At 71.4% G+C, this 23,722-nt stretch carries 23 protein-coding genes and 1 tRNA gene; 12 read left to right on the top strand and 12 right to left on the bottom strand.

Annotated features, from left to right (window positions below; all coding sequences use genetic code 11):
- The first annotated feature begins 33 nt into the window (after positions 1–33).
- Positions 34–1,839: an O-antigen ligase family protein gene (locus LADH09A_RS12910; protein WP_238645178.1), complete on the top strand. Its 1,806-nt coding sequence runs from the start codon at positions 34–36 to the stop codon at positions 1,837–1,839.
- Positions 1,840–1,842: 3 nt separating this feature from the next.
- Complete coding sequence (locus LADH09A_RS12905) at positions 1,843–3,096, top strand: hypothetical protein (RefSeq protein ID WP_238645175.1); 1,254 nt, start codon at positions 1,843–1,845, stop codon at positions 3,094–3,096.
- Between the two features lie 80 nt (positions 3,097–3,176).
- Here LADH09A_RS12905 and LADH09A_RS12900 read toward each other — a convergent pair whose 3' ends face one another.
- From LADH09A_RS12900 to LADH09A_RS12890, 3 genes are all read right to left on the bottom strand, one after another.
- The gene (locus LADH09A_RS12900; protein ID WP_238645173.1) at positions 3,177–4,559 is read right to left on the bottom strand and encodes a glycosyl hydrolase family 28-related protein; all 1,383 of its coding nucleotides are present in this window, start codon (positions 4,557–4,559) and stop codon (positions 3,177–3,179) included.
- Positions 4,560–4,651: 92 nt separating this feature from the next.
- Positions 4,652–5,956, bottom strand: a complete 1,305-nt coding sequence (locus LADH09A_RS12895) for a sugar transferase (RefSeq protein WP_238645172.1) — start codon at positions 5,954–5,956, stop codon at positions 4,652–4,654.
- 308 nt (positions 5,957–6,264) lie between these two features.
- Positions 6,265–7,218, bottom strand: coding sequence for an LCP family protein (locus tag LADH09A_RS12890; protein WP_443677157.1), 954 nt, complete (start codon positions 7,216–7,218; stop codon positions 6,265–6,267).
- 245 nt (positions 7,219–7,463) lie between these two features.
- Here LADH09A_RS12890 and LADH09A_RS12885 point away from each other — a divergent pair, with 245 nt between their 5' ends.
- The 3 genes from LADH09A_RS12885 to LADH09A_RS12875 all read left to right on the top strand — a co-directional run bounded on the left by LADH09A_RS12885 (position 7,464) and on the right by LADH09A_RS12875 (position 10,211).
- Positions 7,464–8,297 (top strand): class I SAM-dependent methyltransferase, encoded by an 834-nt coding sequence (locus tag LADH09A_RS12885; RefSeq protein WP_238645170.1) that lies wholly within the window; start codon positions 7,464–7,466, stop codon positions 8,295–8,297.
- 4 nt (positions 8,298–8,301) lie between these two features.
- Positions 8,302–9,114, top strand: coding sequence for an MOSC domain-containing protein (locus tag LADH09A_RS12880; RefSeq protein WP_238645168.1), 813 nt, complete (start codon positions 8,302–8,304; stop codon positions 9,112–9,114).
- 107 nt (positions 9,115–9,221) lie between these two features.
- Positions 9,222–10,211 carry an expansin EXLX1 family cellulose-binding protein gene (locus LADH09A_RS12875; RefSeq protein WP_238645166.1) on the top strand — a complete coding sequence of 330 codons (990 nt, stop codon included), beginning with the start codon at positions 9,222–9,224 and terminating at the stop codon, positions 10,209–10,211.
- 4 nt (positions 10,212–10,215) lie between these two features.
- Here the strand turns inward: LADH09A_RS12875 and LADH09A_RS12870 are convergent, their stop codons facing one another.
- The 4 genes from LADH09A_RS12870 to bcp all read right to left on the bottom strand — a co-directional run bounded on the left by LADH09A_RS12870 (position 10,216) and on the right by bcp (position 12,329).
- Positions 10,216–10,743 carry a GNAT family N-acetyltransferase gene (locus LADH09A_RS12870; protein ID WP_238645164.1) on the bottom strand — a complete coding sequence of 176 codons (528 nt, stop codon included), beginning with the start codon at positions 10,741–10,743 and terminating at the stop codon, positions 10,216–10,218.
- Positions 10,744–10,827: 84 nt separating this feature from the next.
- Positions 10,828–10,910 (bottom strand) — tRNA-Leu (locus tag LADH09A_RS12865).
- Positions 10,896–11,822: an HNH endonuclease signature motif containing protein gene (locus tag LADH09A_RS12860; RefSeq protein WP_238645163.1), complete on the bottom strand. Its 927-nt coding sequence runs from the start codon at positions 11,820–11,822 to the stop codon at positions 10,896–10,898. The genes LADH09A_RS12865 and LADH09A_RS12860 overlap by 15 nt, the downstream gene beginning before the upstream one ends.
- 30 nt (positions 11,823–11,852) lie before the next feature.
- On the bottom strand, positions 11,853–12,329 hold the full coding sequence (gene bcp, locus LADH09A_RS12855; protein WP_238645162.1) for a thioredoxin-dependent thiol peroxidase: 477 nt from the start codon (positions 12,327–12,329) through the stop codon (positions 11,853–11,855).
- A 410-nt stretch (positions 12,330–12,739) separates the two neighbouring features.
- On the opposite strand from bcp, the gene LADH09A_RS12850 reads away from it, so the two are divergent.
- Genes LADH09A_RS12850 through LADH09A_RS12835 form a run of 4 tightly spaced genes read left to right on the top strand, consistent with a single transcriptional unit; the run spans position 12,740 to position 15,430 of the window.
- Positions 12,740–13,456 carry an energy-coupling factor ABC transporter permease gene (locus LADH09A_RS12850; protein ID WP_238645161.1) on the top strand — a complete coding sequence of 239 codons (717 nt, stop codon included), beginning with the start codon at positions 12,740–12,742 and terminating at the stop codon, positions 13,454–13,456.
- The gene (locus tag LADH09A_RS12845; protein WP_238645159.1) at positions 13,453–13,890 is read left to right on the top strand and encodes a PDGLE domain-containing protein; all 438 of its coding nucleotides are present in this window, start codon (positions 13,453–13,455) and stop codon (positions 13,888–13,890) included. Before LADH09A_RS12850 ends, LADH09A_RS12845 begins: the two co-directional genes overlap by 4 nt.
- 14 nt (positions 13,891–13,904) lie before the next feature.
- Positions 13,905–14,675, top strand: coding sequence for a cobalt ECF transporter T component CbiQ (gene cbiQ / locus LADH09A_RS12840; RefSeq protein WP_238645158.1), 771 nt, complete (start codon positions 13,905–13,907; stop codon positions 14,673–14,675).
- Positions 14,672–15,430, top strand: a complete 759-nt coding sequence (locus tag LADH09A_RS12835; RefSeq protein ID WP_238645156.1) for an energy-coupling factor ABC transporter ATP-binding protein — start codon at positions 14,672–14,674, stop codon at positions 15,428–15,430. The genes cbiQ and LADH09A_RS12835 overlap by 4 nt, the downstream gene beginning before the upstream one ends.
- On the opposite strand, the gene LADH09A_RS12830 is transcribed toward LADH09A_RS12835, so the two are convergent.
- From LADH09A_RS12830 to LADH09A_RS12815, 4 genes are read right to left on the bottom strand one after another with little or no spacing between them, the layout of a single operon-like run.
- Positions 15,414–16,529, bottom strand: a complete 1,116-nt coding sequence (locus LADH09A_RS12830; RefSeq protein WP_238645155.1) for a hypothetical protein — start codon at positions 16,527–16,529, stop codon at positions 15,414–15,416. The two genes, LADH09A_RS12835 and LADH09A_RS12830, sit on opposite strands and share 17 nt — an antisense overlap.
- Positions 16,526–17,242, bottom strand: a complete 717-nt coding sequence (locus LADH09A_RS12825) for a DsbA family protein (RefSeq protein ID WP_238645153.1) — start codon at positions 17,240–17,242, stop codon at positions 16,526–16,528. The genes LADH09A_RS12830 and LADH09A_RS12825 overlap by 4 nt, the downstream gene beginning before the upstream one ends.
- Positions 17,235–17,759: a MauE/DoxX family redox-associated membrane protein gene (locus LADH09A_RS12820; RefSeq protein ID WP_238645151.1), complete on the bottom strand. Its 525-nt coding sequence runs from the start codon at positions 17,757–17,759 to the stop codon at positions 17,235–17,237. Before LADH09A_RS12820 ends, LADH09A_RS12825 begins: the two co-directional genes overlap by 8 nt.
- A 32-nt stretch (positions 17,760–17,791) precedes the next feature.
- Positions 17,792–18,382 (bottom strand): sigma-70 family RNA polymerase sigma factor, encoded by a 591-nt coding sequence (locus LADH09A_RS12815; RefSeq protein WP_238645148.1) that lies wholly within the window; start codon positions 18,380–18,382, stop codon positions 17,792–17,794.
- Positions 18,383–18,584: 202 nt separating this feature from the next.
- Between LADH09A_RS12815 and LADH09A_RS12810 the strand changes: the two genes are divergently transcribed.
- From LADH09A_RS12810 to LADH09A_RS32080, 3 genes are all read left to right on the top strand, one after another.
- The gene (locus LADH09A_RS12810; RefSeq protein ID WP_238645146.1) at positions 18,585–20,249 is read left to right on the top strand and encodes a copper resistance CopC/CopD family protein; all 1,665 of its coding nucleotides are present in this window, start codon (positions 18,585–18,587) and stop codon (positions 20,247–20,249) included.
- A 17-nt stretch (positions 20,250–20,266) separates the two neighbouring features.
- A complete protein-coding gene (locus LADH09A_RS12805) occupies positions 20,267–21,004 on the top strand; it encodes a YcnI family copper-binding membrane protein (RefSeq protein ID WP_238645144.1) in 738 nt (245 codons plus the stop codon).
- Between the two features lie 149 nt (positions 21,005–21,153).
- A complete protein-coding gene (locus tag LADH09A_RS32080; RefSeq protein WP_238645306.1) occupies positions 21,154–22,182 on the top strand; it encodes a hypothetical protein in 1,029 nt (342 codons plus the stop codon).
- Between the two features lie 235 nt (positions 22,183–22,417).
- Here LADH09A_RS32080 and LADH09A_RS12795 read toward each other — a convergent pair whose 3' ends face one another.
- Positions 22,418–23,707, bottom strand: a complete 1,290-nt coding sequence (locus LADH09A_RS12795) for a glycosyltransferase 87 family protein (protein ID WP_238645142.1) — start codon at positions 23,705–23,707, stop codon at positions 22,418–22,420.
- Between the last annotated feature and the right edge of the window lie 15 nt (positions 23,708–23,722).

Below are 23,722 nucleotides of genomic sequence, written 5' to 3'. Positions count from 1 at the left end.
GTGCGGTCGCCGGGCCCGATCCGATGGCGCACCGTGCAGCTTCTCCTCGGTGCCGTCGCCGCCGTGCCGTTGGCCGCCGTGGTGTGCCTGTTCGTCGGTCTCTCACCACTCCTGCCGGTCTTCGTCGTCGCCTTCGCCGCGCTCGCCGTGTTCCCGGTGCCGGGCCTCGCCTACGCGCTCGTCGTGCTCAACGCGCCGTTGGGGCTGCGCTTCGCCGGCCTGGAAGGGCTCGTCGGGGATGCCTTCGGAGGGCGCGAGTACGCCCTCGGGCTCTCCGCAGCGGCGGTGGCAGGTGTGCACGCCCTCCGCTGCGTGCTGCGCGGCGGTTGGGGGCGCGGCCAGGTCGTCGGCGGTGTGTTCGCCCTGCTCGCCCTGGTTGTGTGGAGCCTGATCGGCGTCGCCAACCACGGGCCCGGGCAGACCCTGGCCGGGCTCCGCCTGACTGTGCTGCCCCTCCTGCTCTTCCTCGCGCTCGTGGGTCTGCGTGCGTCAGCGGCGACCCGGATCGTGACGGTGTCGGCCTGGCTGCTGATGGCCAACGGGGTGGCCACCATCGCCGAGCTGATCATCGGACCGAAGCAACTCGTGCAGTGGGGGTTCGAGGACGGGCGAGCGGTCCGCTACATCGGGAACACCTTCCGGGCACCCGGCCTGACCGAGTTCAATGCCGAGCTGGGAATCCTCTCCGGCGCGTACCTCCTCGGGTACGTGGCGCTCTGGCTGACGTCCGGCGGCCGTCCCACCCGCCGCTCGTGGCACGTGGGCGCGCTCGCGGCCGTCGTCTGCCTCGCCCTCAGCACCTCCCGGTCCGGTGCGCTACTGGTGGTCGGCGGGGTGATCGCCGCGGCCGTGGGTAACCGGTCCGGTGGCGCCGCCGCCCGTCGCCGGGCGCGCCTGGTCGGGCTCGGTGTCGTGGTGTGCGTAACGGCCGGCTTCGTGGCCGTCGGAGCGACCGGGGCCCGCAGCCTCTTCCAACGCTTCGAAATCTGGTCGGCCCTGTTCGACGGGGACCTTCCCCTCTGGGGTCGGGGCATCGGTGCGGCCGGAGCGGCGACGGTGTCGCGGGCCGCCTCCGGTGACCAGATCTTCGTCGACAACTACTTCGTCAGCGTGGCCCTGCAGTACGGGCTGCCGATGATGGTCGCGCTTGTCATCGGGATCGGATACCTGCTGGTCCGGCTCTGGCGGCGCGCGTCCACCCGCCCCTCCGCCGTGCCGCATCTCGCCGTCCTGACCGGCCTCGCCGCTGCCTTCCTCGTGATCGAGGCCTGGGAGTACACGGGTGCGATGATGTGTCTCGCGGTCTTCGCCGTGTACGGCACGCACCTGGATCCGTGGTCGCCCACGCTGATGGACCAGATCGGCGCAGGGGCGGCGGTGGGATCGCCATCAGCTCCGCCTCCCGCAGCGCTCCGACCGGCGCGGCGACCGGAGCAACGGCCGGTCGACGCCGACACCGCGGTGCTGCCGCGGGTCGAGGCAGAGACAGCGGTGCTACCGCGAGTCGACGCGGAGACGGTGGTGCTGCGGCGCACCGACGCGGACACCGCGATCATTCCGCCGCAGCGTCCGACCCGGCGACGCGACACACCACAGGTGCCGCAGCCCCGCCCGCCGGCACCCCGCCAGATGCCGCCGTCAGCGCCGCCGCCGCCCCTCCCGCCGGCACCCCGCCAGATGCCGCCGTCAGCGCCGCCGCCGCCCCTCCCGCCGGCACCCCGCCAGACGCCGCCGTCAGCGCCGCCGCCGCCCTACCGGCCCCCGGACGATGACAGCACCGCGGTCATTCCGGTGATCCGCCCGACCCGCCGGTCATCCGAGCACAACGGGAGATGGTGATCCGTGGCTACCCTCTCCACGACGGTGCTGCGGCTGCAACAGTCGCAGATCTCCGTGCAGGCGCTCACCCGGCTGTCCAGCGTGGCGCTGTTCCTCTACGCCTCGTGGGCGGACAACGACCGGCTGGCGCTGGTCGCCCTGCTCGGCACCCTGCTGGCCATCCCCTACACGCTGATGGAGGCGCTGGTCGGCCGGCCGTTGTCGGCGGGAGTCGTACCGGACGACTGGAACCTGGAGAGCTGGGCACGTCGGGTCTCCGCGCTGGTGGCGCTGCCGGTCGCCGCCGTGGCGTTCCTGTCGGTCTCGGTGGCACTGCCACAGAGCAGTCTCACCGACCGGTTCTGCGTCATCGCCCCGGTCCTCCTCCAACTGCCGGTGGAGGCGATGTTCTGGGCCTGCGCACGAACCCGTTCCCCAGGCCGTGCCAACCTCATCCCGCAGCTCACCGCACTCGGCACGCTGGTGAGCGGCGCGCTCCTCCTCGCCGCCGACGTCCGAGTCGACATCGCCGCCATACCGGCGCAACTCGCCGTGCTGGCCTGGGTGACCCTGCGCCCACGTTCAGCCACGGCTGGTCGGGTCCGGCCTCGGGCCCGTGAGGGCCTGGCGGTCGGCTCGGTGTACTGCCTGGCGGCACTGGCAGATCTGGCCTACACGATCACGCTGCCATCAGTGGCTGGCGCGGCGGCAGGGCAGTCCGCAGTCGTGGTCCTGCGGGCAATGGATCTTGTCTTCGGCCCGTTCCACGTGGTGCTCTCGGCCAGCACTCGGGAGGACATCGTGGCTGGCCGCGCAGTACGGTGGCGGTCGCTGACCCGAGCGCTGACACTCGTGGCGTGGCTCGGCGTGTCCGTGGTGGTCCTCGCCAGCGAACAGGTGCGCCGTCTCCTCGCCCCCGACCTGGCCGCCGTGGGTCTCGCGGTGGTCGCGGGCTACTGCGCCTACAAACTGCTGGTCGCGATCTCGACCTGGCTGTCGGTCCGTCACATGATCCACGCCGTCCCGCGCCGGTACCTGGTGTCCGCCATCGGGTCCCGGGTCGTCGCGTTCGGTGGGGTGGCGGTGGCACTGGTCTGGGCTATCGGCGTGTCCGACCTCGTGCTTCAACTGCTGCTCTGCGAGGCGCTCGTGGTGGCGTGGTTCATGGCGAGGATGCGAAGCACCCCCGCTGACCCGGCACCGGAGGACGCGCGGCCGGTCGGGCACGTCGGCGCACACCGCGCCGCAAGAGCGGCGGTTTCCGCGTCCCGCAACTGACCGGTGCGGCGAGGCAGCCGCAGGCCGCGCCGCCCGACATCCCAGGACGGTGGGCCCGGCCCGGGAGGGCCCTCTGGCCGTCAGGGTTCGGTGGCCATCACCTGAACGGCGCCGCTGGGGAAGAGCGCGCACAGTTGGGTCCGGCCGTTGACCTCCCGGGCGAAGACCCGGACGCTCCCATCCGACGGAGGGCCGGGGTTGGGCTGCGACCGCAGATCGAACGAGGGGCGTACGACAAGGTTGCGGTCGGCGTCGCCGAGGCCCTGGACGATCTCCACCTGGGTCGACGGCGCGGGCTTCCCGATCCAGCCGCGCCCGGTCCCGTCGATGCGCCGGCCGCCCTCACCGAGGGCGCCGGGCTGGAACATGCTGACCCGGACATTGGAGAGACCCCGGTCGGCACCGAAGTCGACGGCCGCAGTCCCACAGTTGACGACCCTGCTGTCGACGACGCAGCCGGACGGCTCGTCCGGCATCGTCCCCGGCGAGAACTGCACCCCGATCTCGGGGTTCGGATGCGACTCGTTGTAGCCCAGGACGAACCCGCCGATCCAACGGCAGTCGCTGCGCGAGATGCGTACGCCCACCCCACCGTTCAGGTCGGCGTAGCAGTTGACGCACCCGATGCTGGTGGCGGCGAGGTCGAATGCCACGTCCTGTCGGATGCCCCACGCGTGACAGTTGACCATCTGCGTACCGGTCGAGTCCCCGGCGAGGCGGAATCCAGCGCCCGCGTTCTCGAACGAGACGCAGTTGAGGAACATCGAGTCGTGCGGGCCTTGGAAGGCGACGCCGTGCCCGTCGTTGTCGTGCGTGCGAACGGCGCTGAGGCGGGCTTCCATCTGGTGCGAAGGGGCGGCCAGGGCTGCTGTGGGGCCCCATTCGCTGACGATGCCGTCGTTGCGGCAGTTGAAGACGATCACTTCGGTGAGCTCGTAGCCGTAGCCGTACACCCGTAGCCCGTAGCCGCCGTTCGGGTTCTGCTCCTTGTTGCCGTCGAGGGTGAGGTCGCGGATGCTGAACAGGCTGATACCGGCGTCGGACCGGTTGCCGGTCAACTGTGCGAAGCCCTCCGACTCGAGGATCGCCGAGTTGGCATCCGCCCTGAGCCGCAGGGTCGTCGCGTCGCCGCCGGAACCGCGCAGGTGCACCCGGGAGCGGATGGTCAGCCGTCGGGTCAGGTAGACGCCGGGCGGCAGGAAGACGATCCCACCGGTCGGGCGTACGGCGTCGATCGCCGCCTGGAGGGCCTCGGTGTCGTCGGTCGCGCCGTCGCCTGCCGCGCCCTGGTCGCGGACGTTGACCACCCGGCCATCACCCCGGGACGAGAGACCGTTCGCAGCCGCGGCGCCGCCCAGGGCGGCGGTTCCCACACCCGCCGCGACCGCCCCGCCCCGAAACAGCGCGGAGCGGCGGCTGACGGCCCGACCATCCGGTCGGGCCGCGCTGCCCTCGTGGGCCATGAGTCCCCTCCCCGTTACACGGTGGACGGACGATGATCCCACGCCACGACTTCGCTTTTGCGGGCGGTGCCGAGGTCGGACGGGTCCCGCCGTCAGCGACCGCCGGCCCGGAAGACCTCCGCGACGGTCCGCAACAGCACCTTGACGTCCAGCCAAGGCGACCAGTTCTCAATGTAGTAGTTGTCGAACCGGGCACGGTCGGAGATGGGGGTGTCGCCGCGCAGGCCACTGACCTGAGCGAGCCCGGTGAGACCCACCGGCACCCGGTGTCGCATCGCGTACGTCGGGTATTCCGCCGAGAACTTCTCCACGAAGTAGGGGCGTTCGGGCCGAGGGCCCACCACGCTCATGTCGCCGCGCACGATGTTCCACAACTGGGGTAGCTCGTCCAGGGAGGTACGCCGGAGTACCCGACCCACCGGGCCGACCCGCTTGTCGTGGGCGATCGACCAGTTCGTCTGCGACTCGTGCTCGTTGACCGGGCGCATCGACCGAAACTTGATCACCTGAAACGGTATGCCGTGCCGGCCGATCCGTTCCTGATGGAAGAAGATGCCACCACGGCCGCCGCTCTCCAGGAGGACTGCGATGGCGCAGAGCAGCATCACCGGGCTGAGCAGCACCAGGGACAGCATCGCGAAGGCCACGTCGAACGCCCGCTTGAGCGCCCAACGCGGTCCGGTCAGTGTGGTGTCGCCGATCTTCACGACCGGGATGGCGCCGATGTGGTCGGGATTGCCGGCAGACGCGCGGGATCCCCACAGTCGGGGCACCGCCCACAGGTCGCAGGCCGCGCTGCGCGGTTGGCGGAGCACCTCCATGACGGTCGACTCGGAGCTGGCCGGATCCGCGAGGATCAGCACGTCGCACCGCTGCAGCCGGACCAGGTACTCCAGGTCGTCCAGACTGCCGGCCAGCTTGATCCCGGCACCGCGTGGCACGGTGTCCACACAGCCGACGAAGCGCAGCCCGTACTGCGGGTAACGGCGCAACAGGCGCGCCAGTTCCACTCCGATGGGGCCGGCCCCGATCACGATCGCGTTGTGCTCCACCCACCGCCGCCGACGGGCCGTCATGATGATGGTGCGGGTCAACGCCCGGCCCAGGACCACCAACGCGGCAGAGAGCAGCACGCCGCGCATGAAGTCGGCCAGGTAACCGTCGGAATCGTGCCGAGTCGCCGCGACGATGGAGATGAGAGAGGCCGCGGCGAGTAACCGCCCACTCAGACTCGGCAGTTCGTCCAGAATGCTCAGATGCCGCCGCGGCCGATAGAGGCCACCGACTGCGAAGATCGCGACGGTGACGCAGGCCATGGCCAGCGTGCCGCGCCAGTAGCGGTCGGTGAACAAAAGTGGCGCCAGGAGGGCGGCCACGTCGACCGGCACGGCGACCATCCATGCCCGCAGCGGATTTGTCCGCCCAGACGTACGCGAGCTGGCGTACGGCAGTACGGTGGTGGTTTCCAGATCTCGCTGTTGATCGACGACTGGTGCGTCCTGATGCTGACCGACGTCGTGCGACGCGAACGCGTGTTCATGCGTGTCAGCGACGACTCTCGTCGATGTCGACTCGCTCGACATCAATTGGTGCCCCTCCCCCGTGATGCCACGACGGCACGAGTGCCTGTCGGGCGAACGCAGGATATGGCCGCCCGCTATTGGTCAACAGGTCCGTTAGGATGAATCCGACTCCAACCTGTTGGTCAGGAACGGGGCTGGATTGAGGTGATCTCGTCGACCGAGTCACGTCGCACCGCGTCAAAGAGTGCGCGAGCCTTCGCGGTGTCCGCGAGCACGACGCTTTCGGTGCCGATCATGCCGGTGCCCTTCGTCGGGCAGGTATAGAAGCCGAGCTGGTCGCTGCGGAGGTGCCGCAGCTCCATCGCCAGGTTGACCAGAGACATCGACTTGTCCACCGCCACCGCGTTCGTGGTGGCCCGCACGAACGAGTTCAACTTGGCGGGGCTGGCGAGCGTGCCGCCTGACGCGGCCTTGTCCAGGATCGCCTTGATGACCTGCTGCTGGTGCCTGATCCGGGCGAAGTCGCCGTCGGCGAACGCGTATCGCTCGCGGGCGTAGTCCAGTGCGGCGGCGCCGTCGAAGGTCTGACGGCCGGCCTCGAACGTCCGTCGGCTGTCCGGATTCAGGGAGTGCGTCGAGGTGAACCCTTTTTCGACCGTCACCTCGATGCCGCCGAGGGCATCCACGATGTCCTTGAAGCCGGCGAAGTCCACCATGGTGACGTGGTCGATCCTGACGCCGGTGAACTTCTCAAGCGTCTGCACCATCAGCGGCACACCGCCCCACGCGTACGCAGCATTGATCTTCGCATCCCGGCCACCACGGCCGGTCTTGGACTGCGGCACGGACACCCAGGTGTCGCGAGGAATCGAGATGAGTTGTGCACTGGACCGATCGTTCGGCAGGTGCGCCAGGATGATGGTGTCGGTGCGGGAACCACCGGAGTTTTCGGGGTCACGTGTGTCACTGCCAAGAATGAGGATGTTCATCGCGTCCTTGGCCTTCTCGATGACCTGGGGGCGCTCCGCCTCCGGCACATCGCCGAACGCGTCGACGCGTTCGATCCCAGAATTGACCGAACGGAAGTACAGGCCTCCGGCGACCATGCCGCCACCGCCGAGCAACGCGAGGACCACAAAAGTGATCAGCGCGATCTTGCGCCACCGGCGACGCCGCGGACGCGTCGGCTCAGTCGGCTCAGGTGGAGACGGCACGTCAAGGAACTGGGTCTCGGGCTCCGCGTACTCCTGGCGATACTGCATGCCGCGATGCTACTGATTGCGGGTTACGCTCACGTACCCCCGTCTGGGCCGTCCGGTTTCACATCCTGGCCAAAAAACTTTCCGCCCGGACGATCGCCTGAACCTGGTATGAAGCAGCGGTGGACGCCACGCAACTGCGCCGGGCAATCGCCCGCACCCCGCTCGCCCCCGTCGCCGCATTCCCCAAGCGGCTCGCCCGGGTCGCCCGCCACGACGCCAAGGTGCTGCGCATCTCGGCCCGGTGGCTGGTCACCTCCCGGGAACATCACAACTACACGTACGAGCTGACCAAGCTCAGCCGTCACCACCTGGCCTGGTTCGTCAGCGTGGTCTGCGATCGGCCCGTGCAGCAGGTCCGGGGTTGGCTCGACGAGATCGAGTCCGACCAGGCGCTGCGCCAGCACATCGAACTAGCCACCGCGGGCGCCGCCCGCCGAGGTCTCGCCGACAAGCAGGTCCACTACGCCCGACGCGTGGGGTGGTACGCGATCGTCCGGGCCACCCGCCCCGCACACGTGGTGGAGACCGGCGTCGACAAGGGGTTGGGCACCTGCGTCCTGGCGTCCGCACTGCTCCGCAACGCGCAGGAGGGCCACCCGGGCCGGGTCACCTCGCTGGACATCAACCCCGAGGCCGGTTACCTGGCCGCCAACGAGCCCTGGTCGGAGGTCGTCGACCTGGTGATCGGCGACTCGATCGCCTCGATCGGCGCACTGGACCGCCCGGTCGACCTGTTCCTGCACGACAGCGACCACAGCCGCGCCCACGAGAAACGAGAGTTTGACGCCGTCGAGCCGAAGCTGGCCCCCGGCGCGATCCTGCTCACCGACAACGTCACCAGCACCAACGTGCTCGCCGAGCACGCCGAGCGCACCGGCCGGCGGTTCCTCGCCTACCGGGAGAGCCCCGCCAACCACTGGTACCCGGGCGACGGCATCGGCGTGGCATGGTGACCGGGTGCGGCTGACCTCGATCCACACGTACCCCGTCAAGGGTTGCCACCGGCTCGACCACGACGGCGCGTTCGTGCAGCCGTGGGGCCTGGCCGGCGACCGGCGCTGGATGGTCGTGGACGCCGACGGCGTCGGCGTCACCCAACGCGAGACCACCCGGCTGGTCGGCCTGCGCGCCACCGTGCGCCCCGGTGGTCTGTCGCTGCGCGCCGACGGGCAGCCCGACCTCGACGTGCCCGAGCCGACCGGTGCGGCACCCGTCGCGGTGCGCACCTTCCGCAGCCGCGACCTGACGGTCCCCGCGCTGCCGGCCGGCCCGGCCGCCGACGACTGGCTCGGCACGCTGCTCGACCGCCCGGTCCGGCTCGTCTGGCTGGGCCAGCCGACCCGCCACGTGGCTGCCGGCTCCCGCGAACACGACACCGGTGACCAGGTCAGCTTCGCCGACGTCTACCCGCTGCTGCTGGCCAACACCGCCTCCCTCGACGCCCTCAACGACTGGCTGGCCGAGGCGGGGGAGGAGCCGGTGCCGATGACCCGGTTCCGGCCCAACCTGGTGGTCGACGGGGCGTCGGCCTGGGCCGAGGACGACTGGGCCGGCCGGTCGCTGCGCATCGGTGACCTGCGGTTCCGCGCCGCCGGGCCGTGCGGTCGCTGCGTGGTGACCACCACCGACCAGGACACCGGGGTACGCACGAAGGAGCCGCTGCGCACACTCGGGCGACACCGCAACGTCCAACAGAAGATCCTCTTCGGACTGCACCTGGTGCCGATCGACAGTGGACCGTTGACCGTGGGGGCCCCGGTCGTGATCTGACCGACCCACCCGCGATCGGAACGTGCCGATCACCCTCAGTCACTGCTGTCTTAGCTTTGGCTTAGCCGACTTGTCCGCCCACGCCCGGGTCCGGCAGCATCGCCGTCGTGACGGACGAGAGCGCTGTCGACATCGCCATCGACCTGGACCATGCTCCCGAGGAGCGGCCCGCGTCGTCGTCCCGCTCAGTGCCCTGGCTGGTGGCCACCGGCGTCACCGTCCTCGCGGCGGCGCTCGGCCTCACCCTGACCCTGCGGTCCGGCTCCGCCCCGGCCTGCGCCGCCGCCCGGCCGCTCGCCGCCGCGCCACCCACCGGCAACGCCACACACAGCGGCAAGGCCACCTTCTACGACTCCAAGGGCACCGGCGGCAACTGCTCGAACCCCGCGGCACCGGCCAACCGGCTCTACGTCGCGCTCGGCCCGACCGAATACTCCGCCGGCGCCGCCTGCGGTGGATTCCTCGACGTGACCGGCCCGAAAGGCACCGTCCGGGTGCTGATCATGGACCAGTGCCCGGAGTGCGCGCCCGGGCACCTCGACCTCTCCCGCGAGGCGTTCGCACGGATCGCCGACCCGGTCCAGGGCCTCGTCCCGGTCACCTACCGCGCCGTGGTCAACCCACCGCTGCCCGGACCGCTCACCTTCCGGATCAAGGAGGGCGCGTCGCAGTGGTGGTTCGCCGTCCGGGTCGGAAACCACGGCAACCCGCTGCGGTCCGTCGAGGTCCGGCAGGGTGACCGCGGTGCGTGGCAGTCGGCCGCCCGGCAGGACTACAACTACTGGCTGATCGCCTCTGGCGCCGGGCCCGGCCCGTTCAGCATCCGCGTCAGCGACGTCTACGGAAACCGCGTCACCGTCGGCGGTGTCCGTCTTCTGCCCGGGCAGGTGCAGAACAGCGTCGTCCGGATGTACGGGCCCGGAACCGTGGCTGCCACCCCGCGCGCCACCGCATCGGCTCGGCCATCCACCAGCCGACCCCCGGTCACACCGACCCCCGCTCGCCGTCCGGTCGAGGTGGCGAAGGCGAGCGCGTCGGCCACCGGCACGCCGACCACCCCGCCGGCCGCGGCGAACGCCCGCTGGTGCACGGGCTAACCGCTCAGTCGACCGACGTCAGGTCGAGCCACATCAGGATCTCGTCCCGGTCGTCAGCGGGTGCCACCCGCAACGCGCGCGGCAGCCGGCCGATCTCCCGATAACCGAGACGGGCGTAGAACGCGTCCAACCCCAGCCCGTCGCGCACCGTGACGTGCAACGCCTCGTGGCCGAACTCCCGCCCCAACCGGGCCGCCTCGACCATCAGCGCGGAGCCGTAGCCGGCGCCCTGGGTGTCCGGGTGGACCATCACCCGCTTCAACACACACCAGTGCGCCTTGAGGGGGAAACGGTTGTCACTGAAGATCAGTAACGCCACCAACCGGTCGCCGGAGTAGCCGACCAACAGCCGGTCCGGACCCTCGGCGATGCCGGCGAAGGCCGGGTCGGCGAGAACGTGGACGTCGGAAGCGGTGACCGGCGGCACGAAACCGACCGCGCCGCCGGCGTTGCTGACGTCCGCCCAGAGATCGACGATCTCGGCGCGTAGCTGCGGGGTCAGGTCAGGGTCGAGGACGAAACGCAGACTCACGCCCGCCATCCTGACCCGATGACCAGGCCCACGACCCACGACAGTGACGCGTCCGACAGTCGCGCGCGGGTGCGGGCCGATCTGTGCGGGAGAGGGGACTCGAACCCCCACATCCTTCCGGATACAGGTTCCTAAGACCTGCGCGGCTGCCGTTACGCCACTCCCGCCAACGCCCTGAGTCTAGAGCGTCTGGCTCCGACGGTGTTGAGCCCGGCCTCCCTGAGAATGGTCGAGATCGTGCCATGACTCACCTTGCATGCCCCGCCAGGCAGATCGCGGAGGATCCCCGACAGCCGCTTCGGTCCAACATCCGGATGCGCAAGCGCCTGTTCTAAGACCACCTCGCGATGAGCCCTCGAACGCCAACTGCGGTCCGGGCGTGGCCTCAACACTCCGTCCTGCTCGAGCCGCCGCCGAACCTTGTACAGGTAGGCCGGGGACCAGCCCAATTGCCGGGCCGCTTCCAAGGCCGTCACCTGCTGCGCGTCGACCTGGCCGAACAGGTCGACGAGTTCTTCCCGCGTTGCTGGTCGACGGCCGGGGCCGGCAGTCTCGTTCGAGCGTTGCGGGTCACCGGGCGCCGTCCTGACGGGAATGGTGGGATCACCAGCCCGGTTCCGCCGGCCGGCATAGGTGGAGGTCTGACTGTGGCAGTTCGGACAGAGGAGCCGCAGGTTCGGTGGCCGGTTGTCGAGGAAGTCCCCGTTGATGTGGTCCACGTGGAGGATGAGTGGAGCGCCTCGCCACACCGGCCCTGTCCCGCAGCCCTCGCACTCGTCCGGCACGCCGAGCGTGCCCAGCGCCCACTTCAATCGCACACCGGGCGTCCGGCGGGACCCGTCCGGCAGCTCAACGAGAAGCTGTGCGGATGTGGTGCGCCGTGCACCTCGGCAACCCTTGTTGTGCGCGATGCGGGCGAAGTGCGACGTGTCGATGCCGAACCTCTTGAGCTGCCGGCTGATGTGCGCGTGTGAGCCGCCGCTGACTCGGATGCCGAGCAGCCGCATCACCTCGGTGATGTTGCGCGCGGCGGCGGCAGCGGCGGCCAACGCATCGGGCGTGTACTTGTATCGAACCACTGACGCAACGTAGCGGCCCGGTACGACAGATCAGTCCAGGCTGAGGTCGCGGCGGAGCTTGGCAACGTGACCGGTGGCCTTGACGTTGTAGAGCGCACGATCGATCTTGCCGTCGCCGTCGATCACGAACGTCGAGCGGATCACGCCGGTGACGGTCTTGCCGTACAACTGCTTCTCGCCATACGCGCCGTAGGCGGTCAACACCGTCTTGTCCGGGTCGGACACCAGCGGGAAGGTGATCGCGTCGCGCTCGCGGAACTTCGCCAGCTTCTCCGGCTTGTCGGGGGAGATGCCGACGACCTCGTAGCCGGCGGCCTGGAGCGAGGCGAGCGAGTCGCGGAAGTCGCAGGCCTGCTTGGTGCAGCCGGGGGTCATCGCCGACGGGTAGGCGTACAGGACGACCTTGCGGCCTCGCAGGTCGGCGAGGGAGAGCTGGTCGCCGGTGTCGGTGGCGAGGGTGAACTCGGGCGCGGGGTCACCGGGGGAGAGACGGTCGGGCGCGGTCATGGCCCGACGATACCGCCGGCCTGGCCGCTGCCGTCGTCGGCGAGCCGCGCAGGTCTGTGCTGGCCCAGCCAAGGTCGACTCGTGATTCTGAAAACCGGGGCATCGCGGCGCCGCGGACACCCCGACATCAAGGAAGACGAGTCGATCTTCGTGCGGACACCCCGGCATTCCCGTAACGCGAGTCGATCACCGTGCGGACACCCCGGCATTCCCGTAAGACGAGTCGATCACCGTGCGGACACCCCGGCATTCCTGGAAGGCGCGTCGATCACCCGGCGGCGCCGACGCCGCCGCTGACCTGGAAGGTGATCAAGCCCATGCGTTGTTGCCAGAGTCTGGCAACAACGAGGCTTGGGAAATAGGCTGACCCACGCTGGCCCGGTCGGGCCGGCGGACGCGTGGGAGGTCGCGTGGAAACACTGGCGATGCACATCTCGAACGGGATCATCGACGGTCCGGTCGCAGCGATCTTCGCTGCGCTCGCTCTCGCCGCGCTCACCGTCTGCGTCCTGCGCGGTCGGCGCGACCTGGACGACCGCCTGGCCCCGATGGCGGGGCTGGTGGCGGCGTTCATCTTCGCCGTCCAGATGCTCAATTTTCCGATCTTCACGGCCGGCGTGAGCGGGCACCTGCTCGGTGGCGCGCTCGCCGCCATTCTGGTCGGTCCGTGGGTCGGCGCGCTCTGCGTGGCCGTGGTGCTGGTGGTCCAGGCACTGATCTTCGGCGACGGCGGCGTGGCGATGCTCGGTCTCAACATCACGAACATGGCGCTGCTCGGCACCGCTGCGGCGTACGTGCTGATAGCGGTGTTGCTGCGGGTGCTGCCCCGTACGCGGGCCGGTCTGGCCGTGACCGCGTTCGTCGCGGCCACGCTCAGCGTGGTGGTCGCGTCGCAGGGCTTCGTCCTGGAGTACTGGCTGGGCGGCACCACCGACCTGGGTAACAACCTGACCGGCCTGGCCGGCACGATGGCGGGTGTCCACCTGCTGATCGGCATCGGCGAGGGCCTGATCACCGCGACCACCGTGCTCACCGTGGCGAAAGTGCGCCCCGACCTGGTGTACGCGCTGCGCTCCCTGCGCACGCCCGCCGCCCCCGCTGTCCCGGTCGCCGGAGGTGCCCGATGAAGAACCGTTCCTGGGCCTTCCTGGCCGGTGGCCTGCTGGTCGCCCTGCTGCTCGCCGGTGTGGTGAGCAACTACGCCTCGTCGCACCCGGACGGGTTGGACTCGTCCCTGCTCAAGGGTTGCACCGTCGACGCCGACGACAACATCGTCGGCGGCAGTTGCCCCGCCCAACAGGCCCGGGACCACGAGCTGGCCGACAGCCCACTGGCCGACTACGGCGTACGGGGTGTGCGGAACAGCTTCGTCTCCACCGGCCTGTCCGGGGTGCTCGGGGTGCTGGTGACCTTCGCGATCGGCGCCGGCGGGTTCTGGCTGCTGCGCCGCCGCGGCACCACGCCGACCGACGGCACCGACCCGACCGACGGCACCAACCCGACGGACGACACGACGCCGACGTCCGACGACGTCCGGCGCCGCGCCGACGCGGCCAGCTGAGCAAGGGGTACGCGATGGGTGCCGGTCACGGGCACGTGCTGTACCGCGAGTCGGACTCGCCGGTGCACCGGCTCCCGCCCGAGGTGAAGATCGTGGCGATGGTGGTCTTCACCATCGCCGTGGTGGCCACCCCACGCACGGCGTTCTGGGCTTTCGGCGCGTACGCCGTGCTGGTGGCGGTGGTGGCGGCGCTGGCCCGGGTGGGGCCGCGGTGGTTGCTCAGCCGGGCGCTGATCGAGTTGCCGTTCGTGGTGTTCGCCGTGGCGCTGCCCTTCCTCGGCAGCGGCGACCGGGTCGAGGTGCTGGGCCTGCGGTTGTCCGAGGACGGCCTGCACGGCGCGTGGAACATCCTGGCCAAGGGCACCCTGGGCGTGCTCGCCTCGCTGCTGCTCGCCGCGACCACCACCACCCGGGACCTCATCGTGGGGTTGGACCGGCTGCACTGCCCGCAGGTGTTCACCCAGATCGCCACGTTCATGCTGCGCTACCTCGACGTGCTGGTCGGCGAGGCGCGGCGGATGCGGGTGGCCCGGATCTCCCGGGGTGACGACCCGCGGTTCCTGTGGCAGTTGCGTGGCTTCGCCGCCGGGATCGGGGCGCTGTTCCTGCGCGCCTTCGAGCGCGGTGAGCGGGTCTATCTGGCGATGCTGTCCCGGGGTTACACCGGGCGGATGCCCGCGGCGTGGCAGAGCGAGGGCGCGGCGACCACCGGCCAGTGGCTGGTCGCGGCAACGGTGCCGGTGGTGGCGGCCTCCATCGCCGCCACCGCCGTCGTGCTGTCATGATCGGTGTTGTGCAGACCGCTGTCTCGCTGGACGTTCGTGGCGTTCGCTACGCGTACCCGGATGGGCATGTCGCCCTGCACGGGGTGGACCTGAGCGTGCCGCGCGGCGACCGGGTGGCTCTGCTCGGGCCCAACGGCGCCGGCAAGACGACGCTGGTGCTGCACCTCAACGGCATCCTCACCCCGACCGAGGGCAGCGTGAGCGTCGGTGGGCTGACCGTGACCCCGGACCGGGCCACCCTGGGTGAGGTGCGTCGCCGGGTGGGCATCGTCTTCCAGGACCCGGACGACCAGTTGTTCCTGCCCACGGTTGCCGAGGACGTGGCGTTCGGGCCGGCGAACCTGGGCCTGCGCGGGGCGGAGCTGGCCGCCCGGGTGGACGAGGCGCTCGCGGCGGTGGGGATGGGTGAGCACCGGGAGCGGGCACCGCAGCATCTGTCGTTCGGGCAGCGCCGCCGGGTGGCGGTGGCCACCGTGCTCGCCATGCACCCGGAGATCCTGGTGCTCGACGAGCCGTCGTCGAATCTGGACCCGGCGGCCCGCCGTGAGCTGGCCGAGATCCTGCGTGACCTGCCGGTGACCCTGCTGATGGTCACGCACGACCTGCCGTACGCGGCGGAGCTGTGCGAACGCTCGGTGATCCTGGACGGTGGCCGGATCGTGGCCGACGCCCCCACCGGAGAGCTGCTGCGCGACGAGGCCCTGCTGGCCCGCCACCGCCTGGAGCTTCCCTACGGGTTCACCCCGCGGCCGTAGCCCCGCGTTCGGCGTCCTCCTCGACGCGCGGCGATCGGGCGGCGACCCGGGACGCGGCGTGCAGGCGCAGGATGCCGGCGGCTGTCGCGCCGGTGCCGGTGATCAGCACCACCGCCACCATGACGCGGGCGACCTCGGGCGGCCAGGGCACCGGGGCGATGGACCGGGCGAACACGGCGGCGTTCGTCGCGCCGCCGAAGAGCGCCAGGCAGGCCCCGGCCAACGCCACCGCGAAGTCGGCGGCCGGGCGGCGGGCCAGCGCGTACCAACCGGCGGCGACCGCGCCGAGGCCGGTGAGCAGCGACCAGATCTGCCCGGACAGCAGCCCGAGCAGCACCCCGCCGACACCCTGCGCGCCGGCGTCCAGTTCCCGCCCCACCGGGTACACGACGGTCAGCGCGCCGCCGACGACCAGCAACGCGCCGACGGCGGACAGGGCGCGGGCGCCGGCCGGCGCGGCGGCGGCGACCAGGCCGAGCGCGCCCACCGCGAGCAGGCCCACGATGGTCACGGTCCACCAGGTGTACGCGTCCGGCGGCGGCACCCAGTCGAGTGTGCCGCCGATCACCACCGGGTCGGCGCCGTCGCGCAGCGGGACCGTCCAGTCCCGGACCCGGTGCTCCCGGTCCGGCGCGGCGCGTACCGCCGCCGGTGGCGCCGACTCCTGCCACAGTGCGCGCTGGTCGTGCCAGCGCACCGTGGGCCCGTCGTCGATCCGCCGCCAGGACGGCGGGGCGGCCGGGTCGGCCTCGGCCGGGAGCGCGGTGTCCCCGGTGATGGTGCGGTTCAGGTACGTGGCGGGGGAGCGGGTGTTCTCGTAGATCCCGTCCGGGCCGACCCGCAGGTACGGCTCACCGGAGTAGCCGATCACCTCGATGGTGCGGCCGGTGCGGTTGGTCAGCTCCAGTCGGGCGCCCGCCTCGACGACGCGTACCTCAAGCCCTGGTCGTGCCGGTGCGACCCCGGTGGTCCGGGTGCGGTAGTCGGTGCCGTCGGGTGCGTCCGCGCCGTGCGCGGCGGCGGGCGCCGCGGTGAGCAGGGTGGCCGCGCAGGCCGCGGCGGCGACCAGGCCGGCGCGGGCCAGCAGGGTACGGATCACTTGCCGGCCGCCGCCACGGCTGCGGTGAGAGCGTCCGGGGTGGGGTTGTCGAGCGGCTGACCGTTGACCTTGACGGTCGGCGTGCCGGTGACGTTGCTCCGGCTGGCGTCGTCGGTGACGTGTTCGGTCCACGTCCGGTAGGTCTTGTCCTTCACGCAGCTGCCGAAGGACCCCCGGTCGAGGCCCACGCCGACGCCGATGTCGATGAGTTGGTCGTCGGTGAGCCCGGCGCTGCCCTCCGGCGGCTGCTGGGCGAAGAGCGCCTTGGCGTACTCGTGGTACTTGCCGCCCGCCGCGGCGCAGCCGGAGGCGGCCGACGACCGGGTCGAGTACTCAGTCGTGGAGAAGCGGTTGAGGTACGCGACCGGGTGGTAGACCACCTTCGCCTTGTTGTCCGCCACCAGCTGTTCGAGCGTCGCCCCGCTGGTCTGCTCGAACTGCCTGCACGCCGGGCAGAGGAAGTCCTCGTAGACGTCGACGGTGACCGGCCCGCCGCCGGTGACGATGCCGGTGCCGGCTGCGTTGGCGCCGGGCGGGGTGGTGAACTCGTCGGAGCGCTGGTTGGACCAGGTCACCCAGCCGATCACACCGGCGATGACCAGGACGACGACGGCCGCGGCGGAAACCCAGATCGTGCGCCGGCGTCGCCGCTCGCGGGCGAGCTGCTCGCGAACCACCCGGGCGGCGTCCCGCTGCCCCTTGCGACTACTCATCCTCGTCCTCCACAACGGGCTCGCCGGACAACCAGGCGTCCACCGAGACGGGCGTACGTGGCCAGATCAGCAGGAATCCGGCCAGTACCAAGAATCCCAGGTCACGAAGGATCTCCGGGAGGTAACTGGGGGCCTGTCCCTCGGCCAACTGCCCGCCGCTGCCGAAGCAGCCGCAGTCGATGGCCAACCCCCGTGCCCAGGCCGAGGCGATCCCCGCGATGAAGACCACCAGCAGCGCGGCGGAGACGCCGGCGACGAGCCGGGTGGCCAACCCGAGCAGCAACAGCACGCCCAGCGCCAGCTCGACGAACGGCAGGGCCGCCCCGATCACGGTCGCCACGTCGTACGGCATCACCTGGTACGCGTTGACGGCACGCCCGGAGGCGGCGAGGTCACCGACCTTCGACGCGCCGGCCACGAGCCAGACGGCGGCGAGGCCGAGACGGGCCGCCGTGCCGAGCCAGGGCCGGACGACAGGCCAACGGCCAGCCCCGGAGGGAGGTGCAGTCACGCTCATTGGTCGTCCCGTCTTCGCCGGAAGTTCCGCGCTCAGCCGGTCAGCGCGTCGCCGACCGCCTCGACCAGCTCGTCGCGGGCCCGGGCGACCCGGGAACGGATGGTGCCCACCGGCACCCCTTCGACTGCGGCGGCCTCGGCGTACGACAGGCCGAGCAGTTGGGTGAGCACGAAGGCGGCCCGCCGCTCGGGGCTGAGCCGGCGGACCAGGTCGGCGGCCCCGAGCTGGCCGGCCGGATCCGGGTACGGGCGGTCGGTGTACGCGTTCGCCGCGAGGCGCTCGTCGAGCCGGCGGCGGCGGATCACCGTGCGCAGGTGGTCGGCGCAGGCGCGCCGGGCGATGCCGAGCAACCAGGTGCGGGCGGTGGAGCGACCCTCGAACGCGGGCAGCGCCCGAAACGCCCGCAGGTAGGTCTCCTGGGTCAGGTCGTCGGCGCTGTCCGGGTCGACCAGGGCGGCGGCGAACCGCCAGACCTCGACCTGGGTCAGCCGGACGAACGCTGCCTGGGCGCTCGGGTCACCGTCGCGGGCGGTCAGCGCCCACTCGGTTGCCGGGTCCCGGGCGACGTCACCGGTCGGCTCTGCCGGACCGGCGGCACCGGTGTCACGCGGGACGGGGATCACGACAACCCAGGTTACGCGGCGCCCGTCGGAGCGTCACGGTCCTTCGGTTCCTGGATGGTCTGCACCACGTCGGGAACTTTTCCCCAACGTGAGCCGACTACCTCCTCATGACACGCGTTCCCTCCCGCGCGGCACTGGCGGCTGAGCAGAGTTGAGCCCTTCGCCCGACTCGGGTCGCCGAGATCCACACCGGTCGGCGACCATGGCTGACATGACTGTCGCCCCCCGCCGCTGGTTCGCCCGGCTGGCCGCAGCCGCCGGCCTGCTGGTCACCGTCGTCGCCCTGTTGATCGCGCCGGCCACCTCCGCGAGCGCCCACGCGGTGCTGGAGAGCAGCAGCCCGGCCGCCTCCTCGATCGTGCCGAGTGGGCCGTCCGAGGTGGTGCTGACGTTCAGCGAGGGGGTCCGCAAGGTTCCCGGCAAGATCCGGGTCATCGCGCCCGACGGCGCCCGGGCCGACCGGGGTGAGCCGTCCTTCTCCGGCGGTGTCGTGACCATCCCGGTGGACCCGGCCGGTGGGCGCGGCACCTACCTGGTCAGCTTCCGGGTGATCTCGGCCGACAGCCACCCGGTCTCCGGGGCGTTCACCTACTCGGTCGGTGCGCCCTCGACGCCACCCGTCGACGCCGGCACGGACAGCCGCGCCAACCCGGTGGTGGGTACGGCGGTCAAGGTTGCCCGTTTCCTCGGCTACGCCGGCCTGGTGCTGCTGGTCGGGCCGGCGCTGGTGCTCGCCGCGCTCTGGCCTCGACGGCTCTCCCGCCGGGGCCCGACCCGGCTGGCCTGGGCCGGCCTCGGCCTGGTGGCCGTCGCCACCCTCGCCGACCTGTGGTTGCAGGTGCCCTACACCGCCGGCGGTGGCCTCTTCGACGTCACCGGCGAGGGGTTCGGCAGCGTGTTCGGCAGCGCCTTCGGTGCCGCCCACCTGGTCCGGCTCGGCCTGCTGGCGGCATCCGTCTTCCTGCTCCGGCCGCTGCTGGCCCGGCCGGCCGGCCGCGCCGACGCGATCATCCTGGCCGTGCTCGGCGGCGCCGCCCTGTTGACCTGGCCCCTGGCCGGGCACCCGGCCGCCTCCCCGGCGCCGGCGGTCTCCGTGGTGGTCGACGCGGTGCACCTGGGCAGCATGGCCGTCTGGCTGGGCGGTCTGCTCATGCTCGCCGGCTTCCTGCTGCGCCAGGCCGACGAGCGGGAGTTGAGCGCGATCCTGCCGATCTGGTCGCGCTGGGCGGCGCTCGCCGTCTCGGCGCTGCTGCTGGCCGGCACCGTCCAGGCGCTGATCGAGGTGGCCACCCCGCAGGCGCTGTTCAACACCACCTACGGGCGGCTGCTGCTGGCCAAGATCGGGCTGTTCGCGGTGGTGATCGCCGTGGCCGCGTACTCCCGGCAGTTGGTCCGCAGCCGGGTCGCCGCGCAACGCCCGGCACCGGTACGCCGGGCGGTGTGGGTGGAGTTGGCCGTCACCGTCGTGGTGCTGGGCCTGTCCGCCACGCTCGTGCAGACCACGCCCGCCCGCACCGCCGCCGCCGGGCCGTCCAGCGCCGAGGCCGGCCTGTTCAGCACCCGGCTGCCCAGCTCGCTGTACGACATGCAGATCGAGGTGAGCCCGGCCCAGCGGGGCAACAACTCGGTGCACCTGTACGCGTACGGCAAGGACAACCTGCCGCTGCCGGTGGTGGAGTGGAAGGCGACCGTCGCGCTGCCCTCGGCCGGGATCGAGCCGATCGACGTCCCGCTGCTGCCGTTGACGGACAACCACGCCTACGGCGACATCAGCCTGCCGGCGGCCGGTGACTGGCAACTGAAGATCACCGCCCGAACGACCGACATCGACCAGGCCACGGTGACCGCCACCGTGCCGATCCGTTAGAGAGGTTCGCGAAACCCATGAGCCGAATCCGGCGTACCGCAACCGCCGCTGCCGCCCTGGCGTTCACCGCCGCCGCCACCGCTGTGCTCGGCTTCGCCGGACCGGCGTCCGCCCACGTGACGGTGAACCCGAAGGAGGCGACCCAGGGTGGCTACGCCCGGGTGGCGTTCCGGGTGCCCAACGAGAGTGACACCGCCTCCACGACCAAGTTGGAGGTGACGCTGCCGGAGAACGCCCCGGTCGGCTCGGTGTCGACGATCCCGGTGCCCGGCTGGACGGTCGCGACGGAGAAGCGCAAGGTGGACCCGCCGATCGAGGTGCACGGCAGCCAGCTGACCGAGGCGGTTTCCAAGATCACCTGGACGGCCACCGGCGACGCGGGGGTGAAGCCGGGCCAGTTCCAGGAGTTCGGGGTGTCGATGGGGCCGCTGCCGAAGGTCGACTCGATGGTCTTCAAGACCCTCCAGACCTACTCCGACGGCAACATCTCGCGCTGGATCGACGAGCCGGCGCCGGGCGCTGAGGAGCCGGAGCACCCGGCTCCGGTGCTCACCCTGGCCGCCGTCGCAGCGCCGGGGGGTTCGGCCACGCCGTCCGCCGCCGCCGTCGCGGCACCCGACGATGACGACGACGAGGACGGCAACGGCCTCGCGGTCGGCCTCGGTGTGGCCGGTCTCGTCGCCGGTCTGGCCGGCCTGGCGCTGGGCGGGTTGGCGTTCGCGCGGACCCGTCGGGAGCCGGTCGCCAAGGCCTGACCCCCGTCACACCGCTGGCCCGCCGGACCATCCGGCGGGCCAGCGCGCTTTCCGGAGCCGGCACCGGCCGTGCCGTGGATATCCGCTGATCAGACGGTGTACGTCGGTAAGGTCGGCCGGGTACTTGGCTACGGAGGGGGACGGTGCGGATGCGGTTCGTGCGGGTGATCGCCGGAGTGCTGCTGTTGGTCGTGGGGATTCCGGCGTTGCTCGCCGGAGGCGCGCTGTGGTTGGTGACCCGCCACGCCGACCCCGACGGGGCCTTCGCCGCCCGCTTCGAAACGGTCCGGACGCCCGGTCACGCCATCGTGGTCACCGACCTCGACCGGTTGCTGCGGCAGGAGGCGCCCTTCGCGCGTACCCCGCAGACCCGGCTGCGACTGGACGCCCGCACCGGGGACGGCCCGGCCTTCGTCGGGCTGGCGCCCACCGCGGAGGTACGCCGCTGGCTGGAGCCGGTGCCGTACGCCTCGGTCAGTCGAGTGGCGCTGGCCCAGGGCCCGCTGCCGGTCCGGCTGGCCGCGGCCGGCCCGGCCGTGGGCACCCCGACCGCCGCCGACGCGGCCACGCCGCTGGGACGGCCCTTCTGGGTACGCGAGGGGATCGGCTCGCTGGAATGGAGTGCGGCGGACCTCGCCGGTGAGCCCATGAGCCTGGTGGTGATGAGCCCTGACGGCGGCGCGGACCTGGCGCTGGACCTGCGCGCCGAGTTGCGGGCCGGGTGGACCAGCCCGGCCACCTGGGGTCTGCTGGCCGTTGGCGTCCTGCTGGTGGTGGTTGCGGTGCTGCTCCTGCTGCGGCCGCTGCGCCCCCGTGAAGTGATCTTCGTGGTCGAGCCGGATCAGGTGCCGGTGCTCGCCGGCCGGCTCGGGGTCACCTCGCTGAGTGGCCTGGGCACCCGGGAACCGGGCTCGACCCCGCCGTTGCCGGCCGTCCGGCAGCTCACCCCGGTCGGCTCGGGTGCGGCCCAGCGGCCCCGGTCGGCGATCGGCACCGAAGCGTCGCGGCCGGAGACCCTGGCCGACCTGGAGGAACCGGCCCGGTTGCCGCGCCTGCCGGAGGTCACGCTGACCCTCGCGTGGCCGCCGGCCGGTGCGGAGGCCACGGACCAACCGGTGGACGTCCCGCCGGTGGAGGTTCCGCCGGTGGAGGTTCCGCCGGTGGTTCCCGGTCGGTGACGACGGGAGTTTCGTCGGTGGTGGCCCGACGGTCGGTGGTGGCCCGGTGGTCGGTGGAGGCTCGGCCGGTGGTGGGCCGGCCGACAGTGAGCCGGCCGGTGGTGGCCCGCCCGGCCGGTGGTGGAACGGCGAGCGGCCCTCCGCGCTGCCGACGCGGAGGGCCACTCTCACCGGGGGATCGGTGCTACCCGAGCGACGCTTGAGGTAGATGAGACCAGATTAGCGCTGATGGCGGCTACTGGGGAGATCTGTCCATTTGGCGCAATTTTTCCTCACGGTGGCCTGAGCCTTCCTCGGAGCGTCGCACGTGCACCGGCAGGGCCGCCAGCAGGAGCAGGCTGAGCAGCACATAGGCGTTGTGCACGACGAAATCGACCGGATTCTCGGTGCGGACCGGTTCCACGCCCCAGGCCTGGAACGTCACCACCCCGTAGACGATCACCGCGGTGGTGCCCAGCGCGAGCCCGGCCAACCAACCTCGCCTGCGTGCCTCGTCAGGGCGGTCGGCACTCAACGCCGCGTCCGCCAGCAGCACCACGGCCGGAACGAACCAGTAGATGTGGTGGGTCCAGGTGATCGGGCTGACCAGGGAGCCGACCAGCCCGGTCAGCGTCAGGCCCGTCAACGCGTCACCGGCCCGAGCGGCGCGGGCGGCCCGCCACAGCCCGTAGGCGGCGACCACGGCGACCACCAGCAGCCAGAGCAGCCGGTCCGGTTTCTCCGGAGCGGTGAACCGGCTGAGCAGGCCGAACAGCGACTGGTTGCCGACGTAGTCGGTGCGACCCACCCGGTCGGTGGCCCACAGCTCGTGGGTCCAGAACCGCCACGAGTCGCTCGGCGCGATCGCCGCCGCGAGGAGGGTCGCCGCCGCCGCGGTCGCGCTGGCCACCGCCGCGGCCCGCCATCGCCGGGTGGCCAACAGGTACACGATGAAGATGCCGGGGAAGAGCTTGAGTGCCGTCGCCAGCCCCACGCCCACCCCGGCCCAGCGTCGTGCCTGTGGCACCGCGTACAGCAGGTCGGCCAGGATCAGGACGACCAGCAGCATGTTGATCTGACCGAAGGTGATCGTCTCGCGGGTGCTCTCCACCGCCAGCACCAGCAGCACGGCAACGACCAGGGTGAACGTTCGCGGCAGGTGGTGCCGGGCGATGACCGGCATCACCACCCAGCGGGTGGTCAGCACCACGGCCAGCACGGTGAGCACCGTGAAGATCGTCACGGTGACACCGAGCCGCAGCAGACCGAACGGCCACAGCAGCAGGGCGCTGAACGGCGGGTACGTGAAGTACAGCTCGCCCTGCACCCGGTCGGGTTGCACGTAGTCGTAGAGCGGGTGGCCGACGCGCCACCAGTCCATGGCCGACATGTAGATCTTGAGGTCGAAGAAGTTGTGCACGAGGCCGGGCAGGTAGAGCGCCGGCAGCACGGCGACAAGAGCCACCACCGCGACCAGGCGACGGACCGTACGGCCGCCAGGATCGTCGTCCGTGACGGCGGGCGGTGCGACGGGTTCTGCTGGCACCCCGAAACCCTAGCG

The organism is Micromonospora cabrerizensis (assembly GCF_022230955.1).
Lineage (GTDB): Bacteria > Actinomycetota > Actinomycetes > Mycobacteriales > Micromonosporaceae > Micromonospora > Micromonospora cabrerizensis.
The sequence above is the reverse complement of the archived record's forward strand: the minus strand, read 5'-3'. Positions and strand labels throughout refer to the sequence as shown.

Bases quoted from the DNA above. Each gene is read 5' to 3' on its own strand.
- LADH09A_RS12900 (WP_238645173.1), bottom strand. From the start codon at position 4,559: ATGGCCCACGAGGGCAGCGCGGCCCGACCGGATGGTCGGGCCGTCAGC.
- LADH09A_RS12895 (WP_238645172.1), bottom strand. From the start codon at position 5,956: ATGGTCGCCGTGCCGGTCGACGTGGCCGCCCTCCTGGCGCCACTTTTG.
- bcp (WP_238645162.1), bottom strand. From the start codon at position 12,329: ATGACCGCGCCCGACCGTCTCTCCCCCGGTGACCCCGCGCCCGAGTTC.
- LADH09A_RS12845 (WP_238645159.1), top strand. From the start codon at position 13,453: ATGAAGAACCGTTCCTGGGCCTTCCTGGCCGGTGGCCTGCTGGTCGCC.
- cbiQ (WP_238645158.1), top strand. From the start codon at position 13,905: ATGGGTGCCGGTCACGGGCACGTGCTGTACCGCGAGTCGGACTCGCCG.
- LADH09A_RS12835 (WP_238645156.1), top strand. From the start codon at position 14,672: ATGATCGGTGTTGTGCAGACCGCTGTCTCGCTGGACGTTCGTGGCGTT.
- LADH09A_RS12825 (WP_238645153.1), bottom strand. From the start codon at position 17,242: ATGAGTAGTCGCAAGGGGCAGCGGGACGCCGCCCGGGTGGTTCGCGAG.
- LADH09A_RS12820 (WP_238645151.1), bottom strand. From the start codon at position 17,759: ATGAGCGTGACTGCACCTCCCTCCGGGGCTGGCCGTTGGCCTGTCGTC.
- LADH09A_RS12810 (WP_238645146.1), top strand. From the start codon at position 18,585: ATGGCTGACATGACTGTCGCCCCCCGCCGCTGGTTCGCCCGGCTGGCC.
- LADH09A_RS12805 (WP_238645144.1), top strand. From the start codon at position 20,267: ATGAGCCGAATCCGGCGTACCGCAACCGCCGCTGCCGCCCTGGCGTTC.
- LADH09A_RS32080 (WP_238645306.1), top strand. From the start codon at position 21,154: ATGCGGTTCGTGCGGGTGATCGCCGGAGTGCTGCTGTTGGTCGTGGGG.